General features: G+C 62.0%; 13 protein-coding genes and 1 pseudogene. 7 read left to right on the top strand and 7 right to left on the bottom strand.

The features are described from left to right. Positions 1–86 precede the first annotated feature (86 nt). Together ACL0K2_RS07480 and hrpA are read left to right on the top strand one after the other, a co-directional pair. Complete coding sequence (locus ACL0K2_RS07480) at positions 87–1,691, top strand: M28 family metallopeptidase (RefSeq protein ID WP_413044140.1); 1,605 nt, start codon at positions 87–89, stop codon at positions 1,689–1,691. Between the two features lie 117 nt (positions 1,692–1,808). Beyond that, positions 1,809–5,891, top strand: a complete 4,083-nt coding sequence (gene hrpA, locus ACL0K2_RS07475) for an ATP-dependent RNA helicase HrpA (protein ID WP_413044139.1) — start codon at positions 1,809–1,811, stop codon at positions 5,889–5,891. A 35-nt stretch (positions 5,892–5,926) separates the two neighbouring features. Here the strand turns inward: hrpA and ACL0K2_RS07470 are convergent, their stop codons facing one another. Together ACL0K2_RS07470 and ACL0K2_RS07465 are read right to left on the bottom strand one after the other, a co-directional pair. Next, positions 5,927–6,517, bottom strand: coding sequence for a 2-hydroxychromene-2-carboxylate isomerase (locus tag ACL0K2_RS07470; protein ID WP_413044138.1), 591 nt, complete (start codon positions 6,515–6,517; stop codon positions 5,927–5,929). Positions 6,518–6,543: 26 nt separating this feature from the next. Beyond that, on the bottom strand, positions 6,544–7,275 hold the full coding sequence (locus tag ACL0K2_RS07465; RefSeq protein ID WP_045163211.1) for an SDR family oxidoreductase: 732 nt from the start codon (positions 7,273–7,275) through the stop codon (positions 6,544–6,546). Between the two features lie 91 nt (positions 7,276–7,366). Between ACL0K2_RS07465 and ACL0K2_RS07460 the strand changes: the two genes are divergently transcribed. Further along, complete coding sequence (locus tag ACL0K2_RS07460) at positions 7,367–7,924, top strand: TetR/AcrR family transcriptional regulator (RefSeq protein ID WP_045163210.1); 558 nt, start codon at positions 7,367–7,369, stop codon at positions 7,922–7,924. A 61-nt stretch (positions 7,925–7,985) separates the two neighbouring features. On the opposite strand, the gene ACL0K2_RS07455 is transcribed toward ACL0K2_RS07460, so the two are convergent. Next, on the bottom strand, positions 7,986–8,909 hold the full coding sequence (locus ACL0K2_RS07455; RefSeq protein WP_239611505.1) for an alpha/beta fold hydrolase: 924 nt from the start codon (positions 8,907–8,909) through the stop codon (positions 7,986–7,988). 105 nt (positions 8,910–9,014) lie between these two features. Between ACL0K2_RS07455 and ACL0K2_RS07450 the strand changes: the two genes are divergently transcribed. Then, complete coding sequence (locus tag ACL0K2_RS07450) at positions 9,015–9,920, top strand: LysR family transcriptional regulator (RefSeq protein ID WP_413044137.1); 906 nt, start codon at positions 9,015–9,017, stop codon at positions 9,918–9,920. A gap of 64 nt (positions 9,921–9,984) precedes the next feature. Here ACL0K2_RS07450 and ACL0K2_RS07445 read toward each other — a convergent pair. Then, positions 9,985–10,544: pseudogene (locus tag ACL0K2_RS07445) on the bottom strand (TonB-dependent receptor domain-containing protein); the annotation flags it as partial. 26 nt (positions 10,545–10,570) lie between these two features. Continuing rightward, the gene (locus ACL0K2_RS07440) at positions 10,571–11,599 is read right to left on the bottom strand and encodes a ribonuclease Z (protein ID WP_413044136.1); all 1,029 of its coding nucleotides are present in this window, start codon (positions 11,597–11,599) and stop codon (positions 10,571–10,573) included. Between the two features lie 204 nt (positions 11,600–11,803). Between ACL0K2_RS07440 and ACL0K2_RS07435 the strand changes: the two genes are divergently transcribed. Together ACL0K2_RS07435 and ACL0K2_RS07430 are read left to right on the top strand one after the other, a co-directional pair. Then, positions 11,804–12,586 (top strand): sulfite exporter TauE/SafE family protein, encoded by a 783-nt coding sequence (locus ACL0K2_RS07435; RefSeq protein ID WP_025242676.1) that lies wholly within the window; start codon positions 11,804–11,806, stop codon positions 12,584–12,586. 77 nt (positions 12,587–12,663) lie between these two features. Then, positions 12,664–13,404 carry a Mut7-C ubiquitin/RNAse domain-containing protein gene (locus ACL0K2_RS07430; RefSeq protein ID WP_239611508.1) on the top strand — a complete coding sequence of 247 codons (741 nt, stop codon included), beginning with the start codon at positions 12,664–12,666 and terminating at the stop codon, positions 13,402–13,404. 35 nt (positions 13,405–13,439) lie between these two features. On the opposite strand, the gene ACL0K2_RS07425 is transcribed toward ACL0K2_RS07430, so the two are convergent. Continuing rightward, positions 13,440–14,063, bottom strand: coding sequence for a cysteine hydrolase family protein (locus ACL0K2_RS07425; protein WP_045163206.1), 624 nt, complete (start codon positions 14,061–14,063; stop codon positions 13,440–13,442). A 119-nt stretch (positions 14,064–14,182) separates the two neighbouring features. Between ACL0K2_RS07425 and ACL0K2_RS07420 the strand changes: the two genes are divergently transcribed. Next, entirely contained in the window at positions 14,183–15,136 is a 954-nt protein-coding gene (locus ACL0K2_RS07420; RefSeq protein ID WP_413044135.1) for a GlxA family transcriptional regulator, read from the top strand. A gap of 58 nt (positions 15,137–15,194) precedes the next feature. On the opposite strand, the gene ACL0K2_RS07415 is transcribed toward ACL0K2_RS07420, so the two are convergent. Continuing rightward, positions 15,195–16,355 carry a DUF1624 domain-containing protein gene (locus ACL0K2_RS07415; RefSeq protein ID WP_413044134.1) on the bottom strand — a complete coding sequence of 387 codons (1,161 nt, stop codon included), beginning with the start codon at positions 16,353–16,355 and terminating at the stop codon, positions 15,195–15,197. Positions 16,356–16,533: the final 178 nt, after the last annotated feature.

Here is a 16,533-nt window from a genome sequence, read left to right as displayed (position 1 = left end):
TTCAACGGCCGTCTGTGCCGTAGGGGACGATGGCGCATGCCATTTTGCGGCCTGCCCATCAATCTCGTTGCAAGGATGAGTTACCCATGCAGAAGAAAAACAATGCACGTCGGGTAGTTGCTTCTTTCGCTTTATTCGCTTCCACCGCAGCCTTGGCAGCACCCTCCGCCGAGATCGCTGCGTTCGATGACTATTGGTCGCCCGGCAAGCCCGACTCTCGGATCTGTCGATCACCATTGCTGGTGGGAACGCCGCTCGGTCTGCCGCGCTGTATGCAGGCCGGTAACGTGATGAAGCACCTGGAGAATTTGCAGGACATCGCGTCAATGAACCGCGGCAATCGCGCCTCCGGACAGTCTGGCTATCAAGCCTCGGTGGATTACGTGCGCAGCACTCTCGAGCGCGCCGGCTATCGGGTCAGGGTGCAGGCATTTCCGTTCCTGGCGTTCTATCCCGCAGGCCCGGGCGCGCTAGCGGCAGTGACGCCGCAGCCGGTGCAGTACATCTGGGAGGAGGATTTCACCTACGCCGACCAGACCGATCCTGGCAATGTCACAGCGCCCGTGGTGCCGGTGGACCTGGCGCTCGGCCTGGGCAACACCTCGACCAGCGGCTGCGAGCCGTCTGATTTCGCTGGTTTCCCGGCGGGCGCCATTGCGCTGATGCAACGCGGCACTTGTCCGTTCGGCGAGAAGGCCACCAATGCGGCCGCCGCTGGCGCAGCCGGAGCGATCATCTTCAACCAGGGCGATACCGAGGACCGCAAGGATCTGCTGGTCGCGACCTTGGGCGAGGACTATCAGGGCGGCATCCCGGTGATGTTCTCGACCTATGACAATGGTGTGAGCTGGTCGCAGACCGAGGGGCTTCAGCTGAGCATGAACGTCGACGTGATCCGTGAGCAGTCGGAGACCTATAACGTGCTGGCCGAGACCCGTCGCGGCAATCCGGACAACGTGGTGATGGTCGGTGCGCATCTGGATTCGGTCTTCGAAGGACCTGGCATCAATGACAACGGCTCCGGTAGCGCCGCCTTGCTGGAAATGGCCACGCTGATGAGCAAGGCGCACCCGCTGAACAAGGTGCGCTTCGCCTGGTGGGGCGCGGAGGAGTCCGGGCTGGTCGGGTCGACCTACTACGTCACTCAGCTACCGGAGGAGGAGAAACAGCAGATCAAGGCGTACCTCAACGTCGATATGATCGGTTCGCCGAACTACGCCAACTTCATCTATGACGGCGATGGCTCCGATTTCGGCCTGCAGGGCCCGCCCGGCTCCGGTGCGATCGAGCGCCTGTTCCGCTCCTACTTCCAGTTGCGCAACGCACCCTCGGAGGGGACCGAGATCGACTTCCGCTCCGATTACGCGCAGTTCTTCGATGACGGCATCGCCTTTGGTGGCCTGTTCACCGGTGCTGAAGACATCAAGAGCGTAGAGCAGGCGCAGCTCTATGGCGGTGCGGCCGGGCAGGCGTACGATCCGTGCTACCACAGCGAGTGTGACAACCTCGGCAACATCTCCACCGACGCGCTGGAACTGCATGGTGACGCCCTGGCCTTCGCCACCAGCTGGTTGTCGCTGTCGACCAAGATGGTCGACGACGAGATCGACGCAGCGGCCGAGCAGGGCATCGGCACCCTGCGCATGCAGAAGGCGCAGGAGAAGTCGCGTTGGGGTCACTGGATCCGTTGACCGCGTGAGCGCCGCGCCGGCTAGCCGGCGCGGTCTTTTCCATCAGTCCCTTTCCCTACGGCCAGCCGCCTAAATCTGCGACAATCGCGTCCTTCACGAAATCGCTTACGGCTGTCCATGACCGACGCAACGCCCGCTTTTGCACAACTCCTGAAAAACCTCGATCAGGCCATGTTTGCCGACCGTCATCGCTTGCGTCGTCAATTGCATGACCTGCGCAAGAAGGCCGGCGATGCGCCGCTCGAAGACGAGCACCTTTCCCAGTGGCTCGAGCGTTTCCAGGCCTCGGTGGCCAAGGTCGAGGCGCGCCGGCAGAGCGTGCCAGCCATGCGCTACGACGACAGCCTGCCGATCGCTGCCAAGCGTGAGGAGATCAAGGAGGCGCTGCGCAAGCATCAGGTGCTGGTTATTGCGGGCGAGACGGGCTCGGGTAAGACCACTCAGCTGCCGAAGATCTGCCTGGAAATCGGCCGCGGCGTGCACGGGTTGATCGGCCATACCCAACCGCGCCGGCTGGCGGCGCGAAGCGTGGCGACCCGAGTGGCCGAAGAAATCGGCACGCCGCTGGGCGAGCTGGTGGGCTATCAGGTGCGCTTCGAGGATCAGAGCAAGGACAGCTCGCTGATCAAGCTGATGACCGACGGTATCCTACTGGCCGAGACCCAGCACGACCGCTTCCTGGAGAAATACGACACCATCATCGTTGACGAGGCGCACGAACGTAGCCTCAACATCGACTTCCTGCTCGGCTACCTGAAAACCCTACTGCCGCGTCGGCCCGATCTGAAGGTGATCATCACTTCGGCGACCATCGATCTGGAACGCTTTTCCGAACACTTCGGTAATGCGCCCATCGTCGAAGTGTCGGGGCGTACGTATCCGGTCGAAACCTGGTACCGGCCGCTGGCGGCAGAAACCGATGAGGATGGCAACCGGGTCGAGGACGACCTCACCGTCGATCAGGGCATCCTTGCCGCGTTGGACGAGATCGACGCCCATGAGAAGAGCATTGGCAAGCGCCCCGGCGATGTGCTGGTGTTCCTGCCCGGCGAGCGCGAGATCCGCGACGCCGCCGAGGTGCTGCGCAAGGCCAATCTGCGCTTTACCGAGGTGCTGCCGCTGTATGCGCGGTTGACGCCGGCCGAGCAGCAGAAGATTTTCCGACCCGCTGCCGGCCGCAAGATCGTGTTGGCGACCAACGTCGCGGAAACTTCGCTGACCGTGCCCGGCATTCGCTACGTGATCGACTCCGGCACTGCGCGTATCAGCCGCTACAGCTACCGCGCCAAGGTCCAGCGACTGCCGATCGAGGCCGTGTCTCAGGCCAGTGCCAATCAGCGCAAGGGCCGTTGCGGGCGGGTCGAGCCGGGCATCTGCATTCGTCTGTACAGCGAAGAGGATTTTCTCTCTCGACCGGAATTCACCGATCCGGAGATCCTGCGCACCAACCTGGCGGCGGTGATCCTGCAGATGCTGCACTTGCGCCTCGGTCAGATCGAGGACTTTCCGTTCATCGAGCCGCCGGACGGCAAGGCCATCAGCGATGGCTTCAACCTGTTGCAGGAGCTTTCGGCGGTCAACCGCGAGAATCAGCTGACGCCGCTCGGGCGGCAGCTGGCGCGTCTACCGATCGATCCACGTCTGGGTCGAATGCTGCTGGAAGCGACCGGCCTAGGCAGCCTCGCCGAGGTGTTGATCGTCGCCAGTGCGCTGTCGGTGCAGGACGTGCGCGAGCGCCCGGCCGATCGTCAGCAGCAGGCCGACCAGGCCCATGCCCAGTGGAAGGACCCGGACTCGGATTTCGCTGCGCTGATCAACCTCTGGCGCGGTTTCGAAGAACAGCGCCAGGCGCTCGGCTCCAATCCGCTGCGTACCTGGTGTCGGAAGCACTTCCTCAACTATCTGCGGCTGCGCGAATGGCGCGATGCGCATCGGCAGCTGACCCTGATCGCACGTGAGCTGAATCTGGGCAAGCGCAAGGAAACGGCTGGTCCCGGTCAGCCATCCGCCAAAAAGGCCGACTCCCGTAAGGTGGAAGACGACGGGGCCTCTTCCATCGAGCAGCCCGCGCTCACCACCGATAAAAAGGTCAACGTCAAACTCGCCCAGCAAGCCGAAGCCAGCGAGGCTGCACAGCGCGCCAAGAGTTATGCCGCCGTGCACAAGGCAATCCTCTCCGGCTTGCTCAGCCAGGTTGGGCACAAGACCGAGGAGGGCGACTTCCTCGGCGCGCGGCAGCGACGCTTCTGGGTGCATCCGTCGAGCGTCATCGGGCGCAAGAAGCCCAACTGGATCATGGCGGCCGAACTGGTGGAGACCACCAAGCTGTTTGCGCGCATGGTGGCGAAGATCGAGCCGGACTGGATCGAGCCCCTCGCCAAGCATCTGACCAAGACCAACCACTTCGAACCACATTGGGAAAAGAAGCGCGGTCAAGTGGTGGCATTCGAACAGGTGACCTTATACGGCATGATCATCGTCGCGCGCCGGCCGGTGCATTTTGGTCCGATCGATCCGCCTGCGGCACGTGAGCTGTTCATCCGTGAAGGGCTGGTACGCGGCGAAATGCACAGCCGCGCCAAGGCGCTAACGGCCAACCGTGAGCTGCTGGAGCTGTTCGACGAACTGGAAGCCAAGGCCCGCCGGCGCGACATCATTGCCGACGAGGACACCTTGTTCGCTTACTACGACGCGCGTCTGCCGCAGGACATCTATCAGACCGCCAGCTTCGAGAGCTGGTACAAGCGCGAAAGTGCGAAAGACCCGCAGTTGCTGATGATGCGGGACGAGGATGTGCTCGCCCGTGATGCCAGTGAGGTCACTAGCGCGCAGTACCCGGATCAGCTGCACATCGGCGAACTGCAATTGCCGCTCGAGTATCACTTCGAACCCAACCATCCGCGCGATGGCGTGACGCTGCGCGTGCCGGCACCGCTGCTGCCGCAACTGCGCAGCGAAAGGCTCGAATGGTTGGTGCCCGGGCTTCTCGAAACCAAGGCCGTAGCGTTGGTGCGCGGCCTGCCCAAGGCCATCCGCAAAAACTTCGTGCCGGTGCCGGATTTCGTCAGGGCTGCGCTTTCGAAGGTCAGCTTCGGTGAGGGCTCGTTGGCCGAGGCGTTGGGCCGCGAACTGCTGCGCATGACGGGCGCCCGCGTGTCTGAAGAGGCATGGGACGAGGCAGCGAACCAGCTCGACAGCCATCTGAAAATGAACATCGAAGTGGTCGATGGTCGCGGCAAGTACCTGGGTGAAGGACGCGATCTGGCTGAGCTCACTGCGCGCTTCTCCGAGGCCAGCCAGGCCGCGCTGGCGCCACCGCAGCAAAAGGCGGAGCAGAAACCAGTCGAAGCCAAGGCCTTCGCTGAGGTGGCACAAACGGCTCAGGCGAAGATGGCCGGATTGTCGATGACGGTCTATCCCGCCTTGGTGGAAGAGGGTGGCGTGGTCAAGGAAGGCCGCTTCCCGACCCAGGCGGAGGCCGAATATCAGCACCGCCGCGCTCTGCAGCGACTGTTGTTGCAGCAACTCAGCGAACCGGCGAAATTCCTACGCAGCAAACTGCCGGGCCTTACCGACCTGGCGCTGCTTTACCGCGAGATGGGCAAGGTGGATGCGTTGCTCGAGGACATCCTGCTGGCCAGCCTCGACAGTTGCATCCTCGATGGGGAAGCCTCGCTACCCCGCGACGGCGCGGCGTTGGCTGCGCTCGCGGAGCGAAAGCGTGGCGACTGGACGTCGCATGCCGAACGCCTCGCGCGGCAGGTACTGGAAATCCTCAAGCTCTGGCATGGGTTGCAAAAGCGCTTCAAAGGCAAGATCGATCTGGCCCAAGCCGTGACGCTCAACGACATCAAGGCGCAGCTCGGCAATCTGGTCTATCCCGGCTTCGTGCGAGAAACGTCGGCTGAATGGCTCAAGGAATACCCGCGCTATCTCAAGGCCATCGAGCAGCGCTTCGAAAAGATCGGCGCGCAGTTACAGCGTGATCGCGTCTGGTCCGGCGAATTGGCCGGCTATTGGGAGCAGTACCAGGCACGCCTGAAGAAGCATCAGCAAGAAGGCAAGCGCGATCCGGAACTGGCATTGTACCGCTGGATGCTTGAGGAATACCGCGTATCGCTCTGGGCCCAGCAGTTGGGGACGAAAGTCGCGGTATCGGACAAGCGACTGAACAAGCAGTGGGGACAGGTCGAGGCCTGACGGCGCATCGCCAGGCCGGGCATACGGTCTGGGCGCTAGCTCAAGGCTTCTTCGACGAAGCACAACCGGTCCTGTCCAAAGAACATTTCGCTGCCCACGAAGAACGTCGGCGCACCGAACACGCCGCGCAGCACGGCTTCTTCGGTGTTTGCCTTGAGAGCGTTCTTGACGTGCTCATCGGTGACCAAGGCGTGGAACTGCTCGGGCTCGAGGCCGGCTTCCGCCAGGACCGCCGCTAGTATCCGCTCGTCGCCGAGGTTGCGCTGATCGACCCAGAGAGCTTTGAACAGGGCGTCCAGATAACGCGGAAAATCCTTGGGTTGCTGCAGTTGGTAGCCGACTGCGCCTCGCATCAGCGCCAGCGTATTGATCGGAAAGTGCGGGTTGAAGTCGAACGGCACATCGTAGCGGCGTGCATGGCGCAACAGGTCCGTCGTCATGTAACGGCCTTTCGCCGGAACGGTCGCCGGCGAGCTATTGCCGGTGGCTTGGAAGACGCCCCCGAGCAGCATGGGCCGATAACGCAGCTCTGCGCCGGCGCGTTCGCACAGCGCGGGCAATTGGGTCCAGGCGAGATACGCCGCCGGGCTGCCGAGGTCGAAGAAAAACTCCACGGTCTTGTCCATGTCGCAACTCCAAAGGGAAGGGGGGATTACCAGCGCTCGATCCAGGGGCGCAGGTCGAGTTCGAAGGTCCAGGCGTCGCGTGGCTGACTGTGCAAGTGCCAGTAGTTGTCGGCGATGTGCTCGGGATTGAGCACGCCGTCCTGGTCCTTGAGGGCGTAGCGCTCGGGAAAACTGTCGCGAATGAAGTCGGTGTCGATGGCGCCATCGACCACTACGTGGGCCACGTGAATGTTCATCGGGCCTAGCTCGCGCGCCATGCTCTGCGCCAGCGCGCGGATGCCGTGCTTGGCCCCGGCGAAGGCAGCGAAGCCGGCAGCCCCACGCAAACCGGCCGTGGCACCGGTGAAGAGAATGGTGCCGCGCCCGCGGGTCACCATGCGTCTGGCCACCGCCTGGCTGGTAAGGAAGCCAGAGAAACAAGCCATTTCCCAGATCTTGAAGTATTTGCGCGCAGTTTCCTCGAGGATACTGCACGGCACGTTGGCGCCGATGTTGAACACCATCACCTCGATTGGGCCGATATCGCGCTCGATGGTCTCGACCAGTTCGGCTACCTGATCTTCCTTGCGCGCATCGGAGGCGAAGCCATGGGCACGACCGCCCTCGGCAATGATGCTGTCGACCAGCGGCTGCAGCTTGTCGGCGCTACGCCGGGTGACGCAAGCCACGTAGCCCTCACGGGCAAAGCGCCGCGCAATGGCACCGCCGGTAGAATCCCCGGCGCCGATGATCATGGCGACACGATTGTTGTTATCCATGGGGTGCGCTCTCTTGCTAAACGATCGTTAGGTAAACGAACGTTATGTTACGCTCGGCCTATCGTCAAGTGACTCAAAGAGGTTGTGCTGTATGCGTTACTCCGCCAGCCACAAGCAGGAAACCCGACAGCGTCTTGTCGAAAGCAGCGGCGCCATCGCCAAGCGCGGCGGCTTCGCCACCACCGGTGTCGATGGACTGATGAAAGCCATCGGCCTGACGGGGGGCGCGTTCTACAGTCATTTTCCATCCAAGAGCGACCTGTTTACCGAGGTGGTGCGGCGCGAGTTGTCGCAAAGCCCGATTCTTGCGCGCGACGGTGTTCTGGATCGGACCAGGCTTGAGCGCTGCCTCGACGGTTACCTGAGCCTGGCCCACCTGCACAACCCGGAGGCCGGCTGCGCCATCCCGGCGTTGGGCGCGGAGATTGCCCGTGCCGATGTGCCCGTGCGCGAGGAGGCTGAACATTGGCTCTGTGCCCTGCAACAGGCTTGGGCCGCCGCGCTGGAGGATGCCCAGCTGGCCTGGGCGCTGATTGCCCAATGCGTCGGTGCATTGGTCGTGGCGCGCATGCTGGCCAGTGAAGACACTCAACGTGAGGTGCTAGAGGCGAGTCGTGGCCATTTGCATGCGGCTATCGCCAAGAACTGAGCGACCGACAGCGGCCGATTAGCCTGCCTTTGGGCTGATGCGCAGATTCGAGCCAGGCGCGTCAGCTGCGGAGGAAGGCCAGCACCGCATGCATGAATTCAGTTGGATACTCGATATTCGTCAAATGGGCTGCCGGCAGAACCAGCAATCGAGCATTGGGAATAGCAGCGGCCATGGCTTCACTGTGCGCAGCGGTAGTTACCGCGTCGTGCTTCCCGGCAATGATCAAGGTTTGATTGGGGATAAGGGCGATGGTGCGCCGCATATCGGTATCCCGTACCAGCGCCCAAGAGCCCGCGATGCCTTGCCGATCGGTTTCCAGCAGCATGGTCCGGAATTGCGCCACGACGGGACTTTCTACTGCCAGCATTCGCGCAGGAAACCAGTTACGCAGGAAGGCTTCGGCGGTGCTCTGCATGTCTCGCGCTTCGAGCACGGCGGCGATCGCCGGATCCCATTGCTCGGTCGGCCCTAGATAGGCTGCGGTGTTGCTGAGAATCAGGCGATCGATGCGTTCGGGGCGGTGGATACCAAGCCATTGACCGACGAACCCACCGAGCGAGAGCCCCAGGAAATGGGCGCGCTCGATATCCAGGGCATCCAGCAGCTCTATCACGTCTCCACCGAACCTACCGATTGAGTACGCGCCGGGTGGCACATCGGATGCGCCGTGCCCTCGCATGTCATAACGCAGCACGCGGAAGTGCCTGGCCAGAACGGGAATCTGGGTATCCCACATGTGCAGATTCGTTCCGATGGAGTTGGATAGCACCAACACCGGCTTGTCTGCCGAGCCATCGAGGCGATAAGCGATACGGGTACCATCTCCAGTCGTAAAGAAAGACAGGGCCGCCTGAGCCTGCGCACTCGCCTGTGCGGGGTGTGCCTCGGCGGGATTGGGTGTGTCGTTCGCTTGTACCGCCCTCGGAAATGCTGGGGCAAGCAATACGAAACTGGTGAGCAGGGAGGTAAGCGTGCGCAGCATTCGGAGCTCCTTCGGCGTGGTGCCTTGAGGTGAATTCAGCCGGAATGCTAGTTGCGAGTTTATTAGGAAGAAATTACAAAGATTGAACGATCATCGACAGTTTTTATGAACATGCACAAGTTCACTCTGCAGGACCTGCTCTGCTTCGAGGCCGTGGTACGAGAAGGCAGTTTCCAGGCTGCTGCGGCGGCTTTGCACCGCTCTCATACTGCGGTCTTTGCAGCCCTGCGCAAGTTGGAGCGGCAGTTCGGCGTGGCTCTGCTTGATCGCGCCGGCTACCGTGTGTGCCCCACTCAGGCAGGGCTGGCCCTCTACGATAGGGCGCAGCACCTATTGCAAGAGGCGGAAGCCTTTTCCCTTCATGCTCAGCAATTGGCGATGGGGGAAGAAACGGGGTTGCGGGTGGTTATTGGCGACCTATGTCCCCGTCCGCAGGTGCTGGGGATGTTGAGCAGCTTCTTCGCACAATGCCCAGGCACGCGGCTGCAGCTTCACTTCGAAGCGGTCACTGGCCCCTGGGAACGGTTGTTCAATGACGAGGCGGATTTGATTCTGCACCGCATCGATAAAACCAATCCTCAATTGGAGTGGGTGGATCTGGGAGTCATCTCATTGGTTCCGGTAGTAGCGCCCGGCTTTCTGCCCTTTCCTCAGACCGACGCGATCACCCCCGAGCAGATGCGCGGACTCACGCAATGCATCCTTCGGGACACCGCGCATGATCCTGGTGATGTCAGCCATTTCGTCATCGACGGATCGCCCCAGTGCACCGTGGCCGACCACTCGATGAAGGCCGAGGTCGTCCTGCAGGGCATGGCCTGGGGGCACTTGCCGCTTTTCATGATCGAAGAAGAATTGCGAAACGGACGTCTTATTTCCATTGCCGGACGGCACTTTCCCGGCGTGACGGAAGAGCTGGTAGCCAGCCGTCGACGCGACCGTCCACATGGGCCTGTCGCCATGCGTCTCTGGAAACATATTCAAGAGTGGGCAGACGCCGTGCGCTCATAGGTGTAAAACACGCGGGTTTCGGTTGCCTGAAGCGCACGGCTGCGTGACGAGGCGCCTGCGCGTTGCGTTCCAGGCGGAACACCGCAGCAGTCAACGTGAGCTGCTCCTGCAGCAGGTTCCAGTTGGCGCCGAGCTCGTAGTTGGTGGTTTCTCCGGGTCGAATTCGACGTTAGACGCGCTGACCTGGAACATCTCGCCGGAAGGCTGATAGGAGCGGCTGACCGAGAGGTAGTAGGACTGCACGTCATCCGGCTGCCACACCAGGCCCGCACGGGGACTGAGCGTGTAGTCGGTGCGCTCCAGTTCCGCCTTGCCGTTGAAGTCGTCACGGAATGTCTGGTCGAATTCGTCATAGCGCACGCTCAACAGCGCTTTCCAATGTGGCGACAGTTCGATCATGTCCTGGACGTAGAATCCGAGCGTCTCTTGCGTGTTCAGGCCATCGCCGGTCTTTCTATTGGCCTGGAACGGAACAGGTTGCAGTGCCGTAAACCGGTACGCGCGCCACATCGTCCTGGTTGTAGAACTGCTGGTCCTTCTCCTGACAGCCGAACCCCACGCCATACAGCCGTTGATGGTTCTGCCGGCAATCATGGCGTTCTGCTTGAGTTCGGTCTGGTTGAATATTTGTGCGAGTGTCGCCGGTCAGATCAAGGATCGTCTGCGGTTCCATCATTTCGCTGGGCTGTGTCCCCCGCCTCGTTGTGCTTTCGAGCAAGGCGTTCAACCCGTTGCATTTGTCCCTTGTTGTCCAATCGCAATCGCAACAGGTCCTCGGCTAGCGTGAGCTGCCCGCTGTAGCGTTCGGCCGCTTCCGCTCGAATGTCTTCGATCGATAAACCCTGGTTCGGGGCGCTCTGATAACGCGCGCTGAAGTGCGTCAGCACTAGATTCGAAACGCCTACGGCCTGGGCGAAGGTGGCGACCCGGGCGGCCGTGCTGTGACCGAAATCGGCTTTGCCGGCTTCGGCGATGGCCAGGGTGTAGGTGGCTTCGTGGACGAGCACATGCGCGCCCTGGCAGGCGTCGCGGAGCAGTTCGGGGCGGTCGTTGTCCCCGCCGATGACAATACGTCGGGGCGAACGGCCGAGCAGCAGGTAGTCTTCGCTACGTAGGGTGCGGCCTGCATATTCGACATCGTGGCCGCGTATCAGCTCGCCCCAGAGCGGCCCGCGAGGTATGCCGTCGTGGTTGAGCTTGTCGATGTTCAGGCGCGGGTCGGGCCGGGTTTCGCTGAAGGTGTAGCCCCAGCTCGGCACGCGGTGGGAGAGGGCGGTGGCTTCGACACGTACCTGTAGATTGCGCCAGCCCTGGAACGTTTCGGTGGCATGGAAGCGTAACTCGTAAGGCAGCCAGCTCTGGCTCATTTCCAGCGTGGCACGCACCCATCCTTCGATTGCGGCCGGGGCGATGATATCCAGCGGTTCCTGCCGCCGCGCCATGCCGGCGCTGGCAATCAGACCGGGCAATCCGTAGCAGTGATCGCCATGGACATGCGTAACGAAGATCGCGCGCAGGCCATGCAAGGTCAGTGGCGTGCGCAGCAATTGATGCTGGATGCCTTCACCGCAATCGATCAGGTACCAGCCCTTGCCGCTGTCTTCCAACAGTGCCAGTCCGCTGACGTTGCGTGCCCTGGTCGGGGTACCGGATGAGGTGCCGAGAAATAGAAGGTCCACACGAGGGCTCCCTGGTTCGTGCCGTCAGTATGGCGACTCCAATCGTCGCGCAGAAGTTCGCCTTTGCCTCGCACCGTCGGGGTTTCGATGCATATTCTTTTTAGCTACTAAGAAAGCACAAACTTATATTAAGAATTGCTAACTCGCGCGGTTATGCTGGCGGCCATCTGATAAGGCCTGCTGGGCCCACTTTGGGGTTGAACGATGGAGTTTGGTGTTCTTGGCTTTGTGATAGCCGGCCTGCTGGTCGGGTTCATCGTCGGCATGACCGGGGTTGGTGGTGGTTCGTTGATGACGCCGATCCTGTTGTGGTTCGGCGTCAACCCCGCAGCCGCTGTCGGCACCGATCTGCTCTACGCGGCGATCACCAAAGCGGGTGGCGTCTGGGTCCATCAGAAGAATCGCAACATCGATTGGCGCATTACCGGTTGGCTGGCGCTGGGTAGCGTGCCGGCCGCAGCGGCGATGCTCTGGATATTGAAGGGGTTACATAGCGATCAGGACACGCTCAACGCGGTGATCAAACAATCGCTGGGCATCGTTCTGGTGCTCACCGCGCTGGCCGTGCTGTTCAAGAAGCGTCTGTTGGTACTCGCCTCTCGCCTGTCCGGACCCACCCCGCGGCTATCGCCTCGTGGCCTGGACGTGCTGACCGTTGTGGTCGGCATGGTGCTCGGCGCAGTGGTGACGCTGACCTCCATCGGTGCCGGCGCACTGGGTACCGTGGCCTTGTTCTTTCTCTATCCATTGCTGAGCACGCGCCGTCTGGTCGGAACGGAAATCGCCCATGCGGTGCCGCTGACGCTGGTCGCCGGCCTTGGGCACGCTGGCATGGGCAACATGGATTGGACCATTCTGGCCTATCTGCTGATGGGTTCGTTGCCGGGCATTTACCTGGGCAGCAACCTGTCCGGCCGTGTTCCGGACTCCTTTTTGCGACCCTGCATGGCGGTAATGTTGGCGGCCATCGGCTATAAGCTGATCTGACCGCATCCTTTTTCGGAGGCGCGACGCACCGCGCGTTCCGTTATGGACATCATCGCGGCTGGCGTCGCTGAACATGCATGACGACAGCGACATTCCGCTTCTACGCCAGGCTCAACGCTTTCCTTCCGGTCGAGCGCCGCGGACAGGCTTTCAGTTGTTCATGCGCGCAGGCGGCGACCACGAAGCACATGATCGAAGCCCTCGGCGTGCCGCATACCGAGGTGGCGCTGGTGTTGGCCAATGGAACCCCGGCCGGGCTCGACTGGGCTATCAATGACGGTGATCGAATTGCCGTCTACCCGAAATTCGAACGACTGGATATTACTGGACTGACATCCATGCAGCCGCTCCCGAGCGGCCCGCCGCGGTTCGTCGCCGATGCCCATCTGGGCGGCCTCGCCCGGCTATTGCGCATGGCCGGCTTCGATACGCTCTTCGACAACCGCTACGAAGATGCGGCGATGACCGCGCTGGCCAATCGTGAGGATCGAGTACTGCTAACCCGTGACCGCGCGTTGCTCATGCACCGGGTGGTCAAGCATGGCTGCTACGTGCACGCGCTCAAGCCGGCGGAGCAGTTGCGTGAGTTGTATGAGCGCCTGGACCTGGCCATCCATGCTCGCCCCTTCAGCCTATGCATGCGTTGCAACCGGCCACTCTCAGAGATCGACAAGCAGACTGCGCGCGACCGTGTGCCGCCGCGCGTGCTGGAACGCCATGAGCGATTCGTAGGCTGCGATTGCTGCGGCAGGATTTTCTGGGAGGGCTCGCACTGGCAGGACATGCGAGCCTTGCTGGGGTCGATGACGGCGGACTGAACGCAATGGGGTATGCGTCACGCTCAGTTGGGTGATCAGCGTGCCTGAATCGCCCGTTGGTTGGACAGGTAAATATTGTCCGGCGACAGCGGTTGCCCGGTGTTCACCGCTTCGAGCCACTGATCGGTGCTCGCCACGGCTGCGAAACCGGTGTGCATCACCACCGTGAAGGCTCGATGAATCTCCTCGGCACTGGCTGCACCGGCCGAGTTTTGGTAGGGCAGCGAGCCGGTGGCGTCGTGCAGCAGCTCGACCTTCCAGCCTTCATGGTGCGCCTGCACCACTGTGGAGTTGTCGCAGTTATGGGTCATGTAACCGACCACCGTCAGGGTGTCGATCTGCCGGTCACGCAGCCAGGCGCCCAGGTTGGTGTTGACCAATGCGCTAGCCAGCGACTTCTCCACGTGCAGGTCATGTGATCGCGCCGCGACCGTGTGATGCAGCTCGGCCTGCTGGCTGCCGCGGGCGAACAGCGGCGATGTTTCCGGCGCGATGTGCTGCACGGCCACTACCGGGATGCCCGCCGCACGGGCCGCGTCCATGGCTCTGGCGATGTTCGACAGTGATAGTTGCACATCGGGATATTCGATGCGTAAGTTGCCGGTGACGTATTCGTTCTGCACGTCGATGACGATCAGCGCGCGTTTTGGCTGGCTCATGGTGTGTCCTCATTCGAAGTTGGGGGCGACCGCATTGTTTCGTCGCTCGACCCGAGAGAGTGAGTGGCCCGAATGACAACTTGCGATAAGATCGGGCCAACTCCAGCCGACATCTCGCCATGCAACTGCACCGAATCGCCGTGGTCGCCTTCGACCAGATAAGTCCCTTTCATCTTTCCGTTCCGTGCATGGTGTTCGGCGATGCCATGTCACGCACGCACCGTTATGCCGTCGATGTCTGCGCTGCCGAAGCCGGACCGCTGCGTACCACCGCGGGCTTCGAATTGAATGTGGCGCACGGGCTGGAAGCGCTGGAGCAGGCCGATACGGTGATCGTTCCGAGTTGGCGCGATGGCGACGAGGCACCACCGGCCGCGCTGCTCGCAGCACTGATAGCAGCTCATCAACGGGGAGCGACATTGGTCGGGCTCTGCCTGGGCGCTTACGTGCTGGCCGCAACCGGGCTGCTCGAAGGCCGTCGCGCGACTACGCACTGGGCGTGGGTCGAGCATTTCAAGGCGCAGCATCCACGGATTCAGGTGGACAGCGATGTGCTCTATCTGGATGACGCTAATTTGCTGACGTCGGCTGGAACGGCGGCGGCGCTGGACTGCTGTCTGTATCTGGTGCGCAAGCACTGGGGGGCTGAGGTGGCGAACAAGGTGGCGCGGCACCTGGTCATGTCGCCTCACCGGCAGGGCGGTCAGGCGCAGTTCATCGAGCAACCCCTACCGACCAGCCGCCGGGACAGCCGTCTCGGCGAATTGCTGGACTGGGCGCGGGCGAGCCTGCACCTGCCGCATACGCTGGATAGCCTGGCGGAAAAAGCGCTGATGAGCCGTCGCACCTTCAGCCGGCATTTCCGGCAGCACACCGGCACCACCGTTGGCGGCTGGCTGTTGGCCGAACGTATCGCGTTGAGCCAGCGTCTGCTGGAAGGCACCAATCAGCCCATCGATGCGATCGCCGCGTTGGCAGGATTCGGCTCGCCGGTTTCGCTACGGCAGCACTTCAGCAAGGCACTCGGCATATCGCCCAGCCATTATCGGCAAGCGTTTCGCGGCCGTGGCTGAAGAGATATCACCCGCTTCGGGCCGCTGCCTCTGATGCGTAGCGAACGAGAGGCTTGCGTCAAAGATATTTGAGCCAGGCGATATCCCGTCGCCGTGCTTTCAGCTCAGCGAATCTGCGTACCGCTGGGTACAGTGCGACCGCCAGGACCAGCGTGCCCAGCCACAGCGGCCAAACCGCGTCGAAGCCGAAGTGGCTGCCGCGATTGAGGCCCCATATCGCCACAGCGGCGAGATAGAGCAACTTCAGCACGTATAGGTGCAGCAGGTAGAAGAACATCGGCGCGGCGCCGAACACCGTCAATGGCCGCAGCCAGCCGCGCTCCTGGTTGCGTTCGAAACAGAGCAGCAACAGCAGCCCAATGCCCAATGTCAGGCAGAGGAATAACAGCGACGGCGGATACTTGGTGATATTCAGCAGGCTCATCAGGGTTTGCACGGCGTTGGCACCCGCACTCCAGGGTTGTTCGCCGTAGCCGTTGAGCAGCCGCAGCAGCGCGAATACCAGTAACGAACCAAGGCCCCAGCCCAGCAAGCGGCGCCGACGCCATGCCGCATCGGCGGGCCGTGCGTACAACGGCCCCGCGGCGTAACCCAGGGCGATTACACCGATCCAGGGCAGCAGTGGGTAGGACGTGCGCAGGCGAAGGCTTTCCGATACCTCGATCCAGCCACGGTCATGCAGGACTGCCCAGGGCACATGCATCAGCGAATCGCTGGCGAACTGCAACGGGTCCAGCAGGTTATGTCCGGCAATGATCACCAGCCCCAGCGCCGCAAGCAACGTGCGCGGTAACCAGAGCAGCGCCGACAGGGCGAGCATGCTTAGCCCGATGGCCCAGATCACCTGAAGGTAAATCACGCTCGGCGGGAACTGGAAGGTCCAGGCGAAATTGACCAAGGTGAATTCCAAAATCACCAGAAACAAACCGCGCTTGAGCAGGAAGCTCGATACGGCGGCGCGTCCCTGGTACTTCTCGCCGAATAGAAACGCGGACAGGCCGGTAAGAAAAATGAACACCGGCGCGCACAGATGCGCCAAGGTGCGGCTGAAAAACAGGGCCGGCTCGGTGACTGTCACATCCATGGGGTCGGAGACCTGCATGTGCAGCAGAAAGGTTTCGCGAACATGGTCAAGCAGCATGAACAGGATCACCAGACCGCGCAGCGCGTCGATGGAAAGTAGACGCGCCGGATTTGGCGAGGCAGCGGTGGAGGGCATGGAACGGCTCACGACGGGGGATTTGGAGGCGGCAATCAGCGATTGCTCGTACAGCTTGCGATACGTTATAACAAAATAGACGGAGCGCAAAATCCAAAATCGCATGGCGCGTATGGCGAGCCATGGCAGCTCGCTCCACGAGTCGCGTCGGGTGTCGGGGCGGTAGGGTGGAAGACGC

The organism is Pseudomonas sp. YJ42 (genome assembly GCF_047225135.1).
GTDB classification, from domain to species: Bacteria; Pseudomonadota; Gammaproteobacteria; order Pseudomonadales; family Pseudomonadaceae; genus Stutzerimonas; species Stutzerimonas stutzeri_E.
The sequence above is the reverse complement of the archived record's forward strand: the minus strand, read 5'-3'. Positions and strand labels throughout refer to the sequence as shown.

What these genes read in the sequence shown, in the direction of transcription:
- ACL0K2_RS07465 (WP_045163211.1), bottom strand. Translation starts at nt 7,275, where the DNA reads ATGGATAACAACAATCGTGTCGCCATGATCATCGGCGCCGGGGATTCT.
- ACL0K2_RS07455 (WP_239611505.1), bottom strand. Translation starts at nt 8,909, where the DNA reads ATGCTGCGCACGCTTACCTCCCTGCTCACCAGTTTCGTATTGCTTGCC.
- ACL0K2_RS07420 (WP_413044135.1), top strand. Translation starts at nt 14,183, where the DNA reads ATGCAACTGCACCGAATCGCCGTGGTCGCCTTCGACCAGATAAGTCCC.
- ACL0K2_RS07435 (WP_025242676.1), top strand. Translation starts at nt 11,804, where the DNA reads ATGGAGTTTGGTGTTCTTGGCTTTGTGATAGCCGGCCTGCTGGTCGGG.
- ACL0K2_RS07425 (WP_045163206.1), bottom strand. Translation starts at nt 14,063, where the DNA reads ATGAGCCAGCCAAAACGCGCGCTGATCGTCATCGACGTGCAGAACGAA.
- ACL0K2_RS07470 (WP_413044138.1), bottom strand. Translation starts at nt 6,517, where the DNA reads ATGGACAAGACCGTGGAGTTTTTCTTCGACCTCGGCAGCCCGGCGGCG.
- hrpA (WP_413044139.1), top strand. Translation starts at nt 1,809, where the DNA reads ATGACCGACGCAACGCCCGCTTTTGCACAACTCCTGAAAAACCTCGAT.
- ACL0K2_RS07460 (WP_045163210.1), top strand. Translation starts at nt 7,367, where the DNA reads ATGCGTTACTCCGCCAGCCACAAGCAGGAAACCCGACAGCGTCTTGTC.
- ACL0K2_RS07430 (WP_239611508.1), top strand. Translation starts at nt 12,664, where the DNA reads ATGACGACAGCGACATTCCGCTTCTACGCCAGGCTCAACGCTTTCCTT.
- ACL0K2_RS07415 (WP_413044134.1), bottom strand. Translation starts at nt 16,355, where the DNA reads ATGCCCTCCACCGCTGCCTCGCCAAATCCGGCGCGTCTACTTTCCATC.
- ACL0K2_RS07480 (WP_413044140.1), top strand. Translation starts at nt 87, where the DNA reads ATGCAGAAGAAAAACAATGCACGTCGGGTAGTTGCTTCTTTCGCTTTA.
- ACL0K2_RS07450 (WP_413044137.1), top strand. Translation starts at nt 9,015, where the DNA reads ATGAACATGCACAAGTTCACTCTGCAGGACCTGCTCTGCTTCGAGGCC.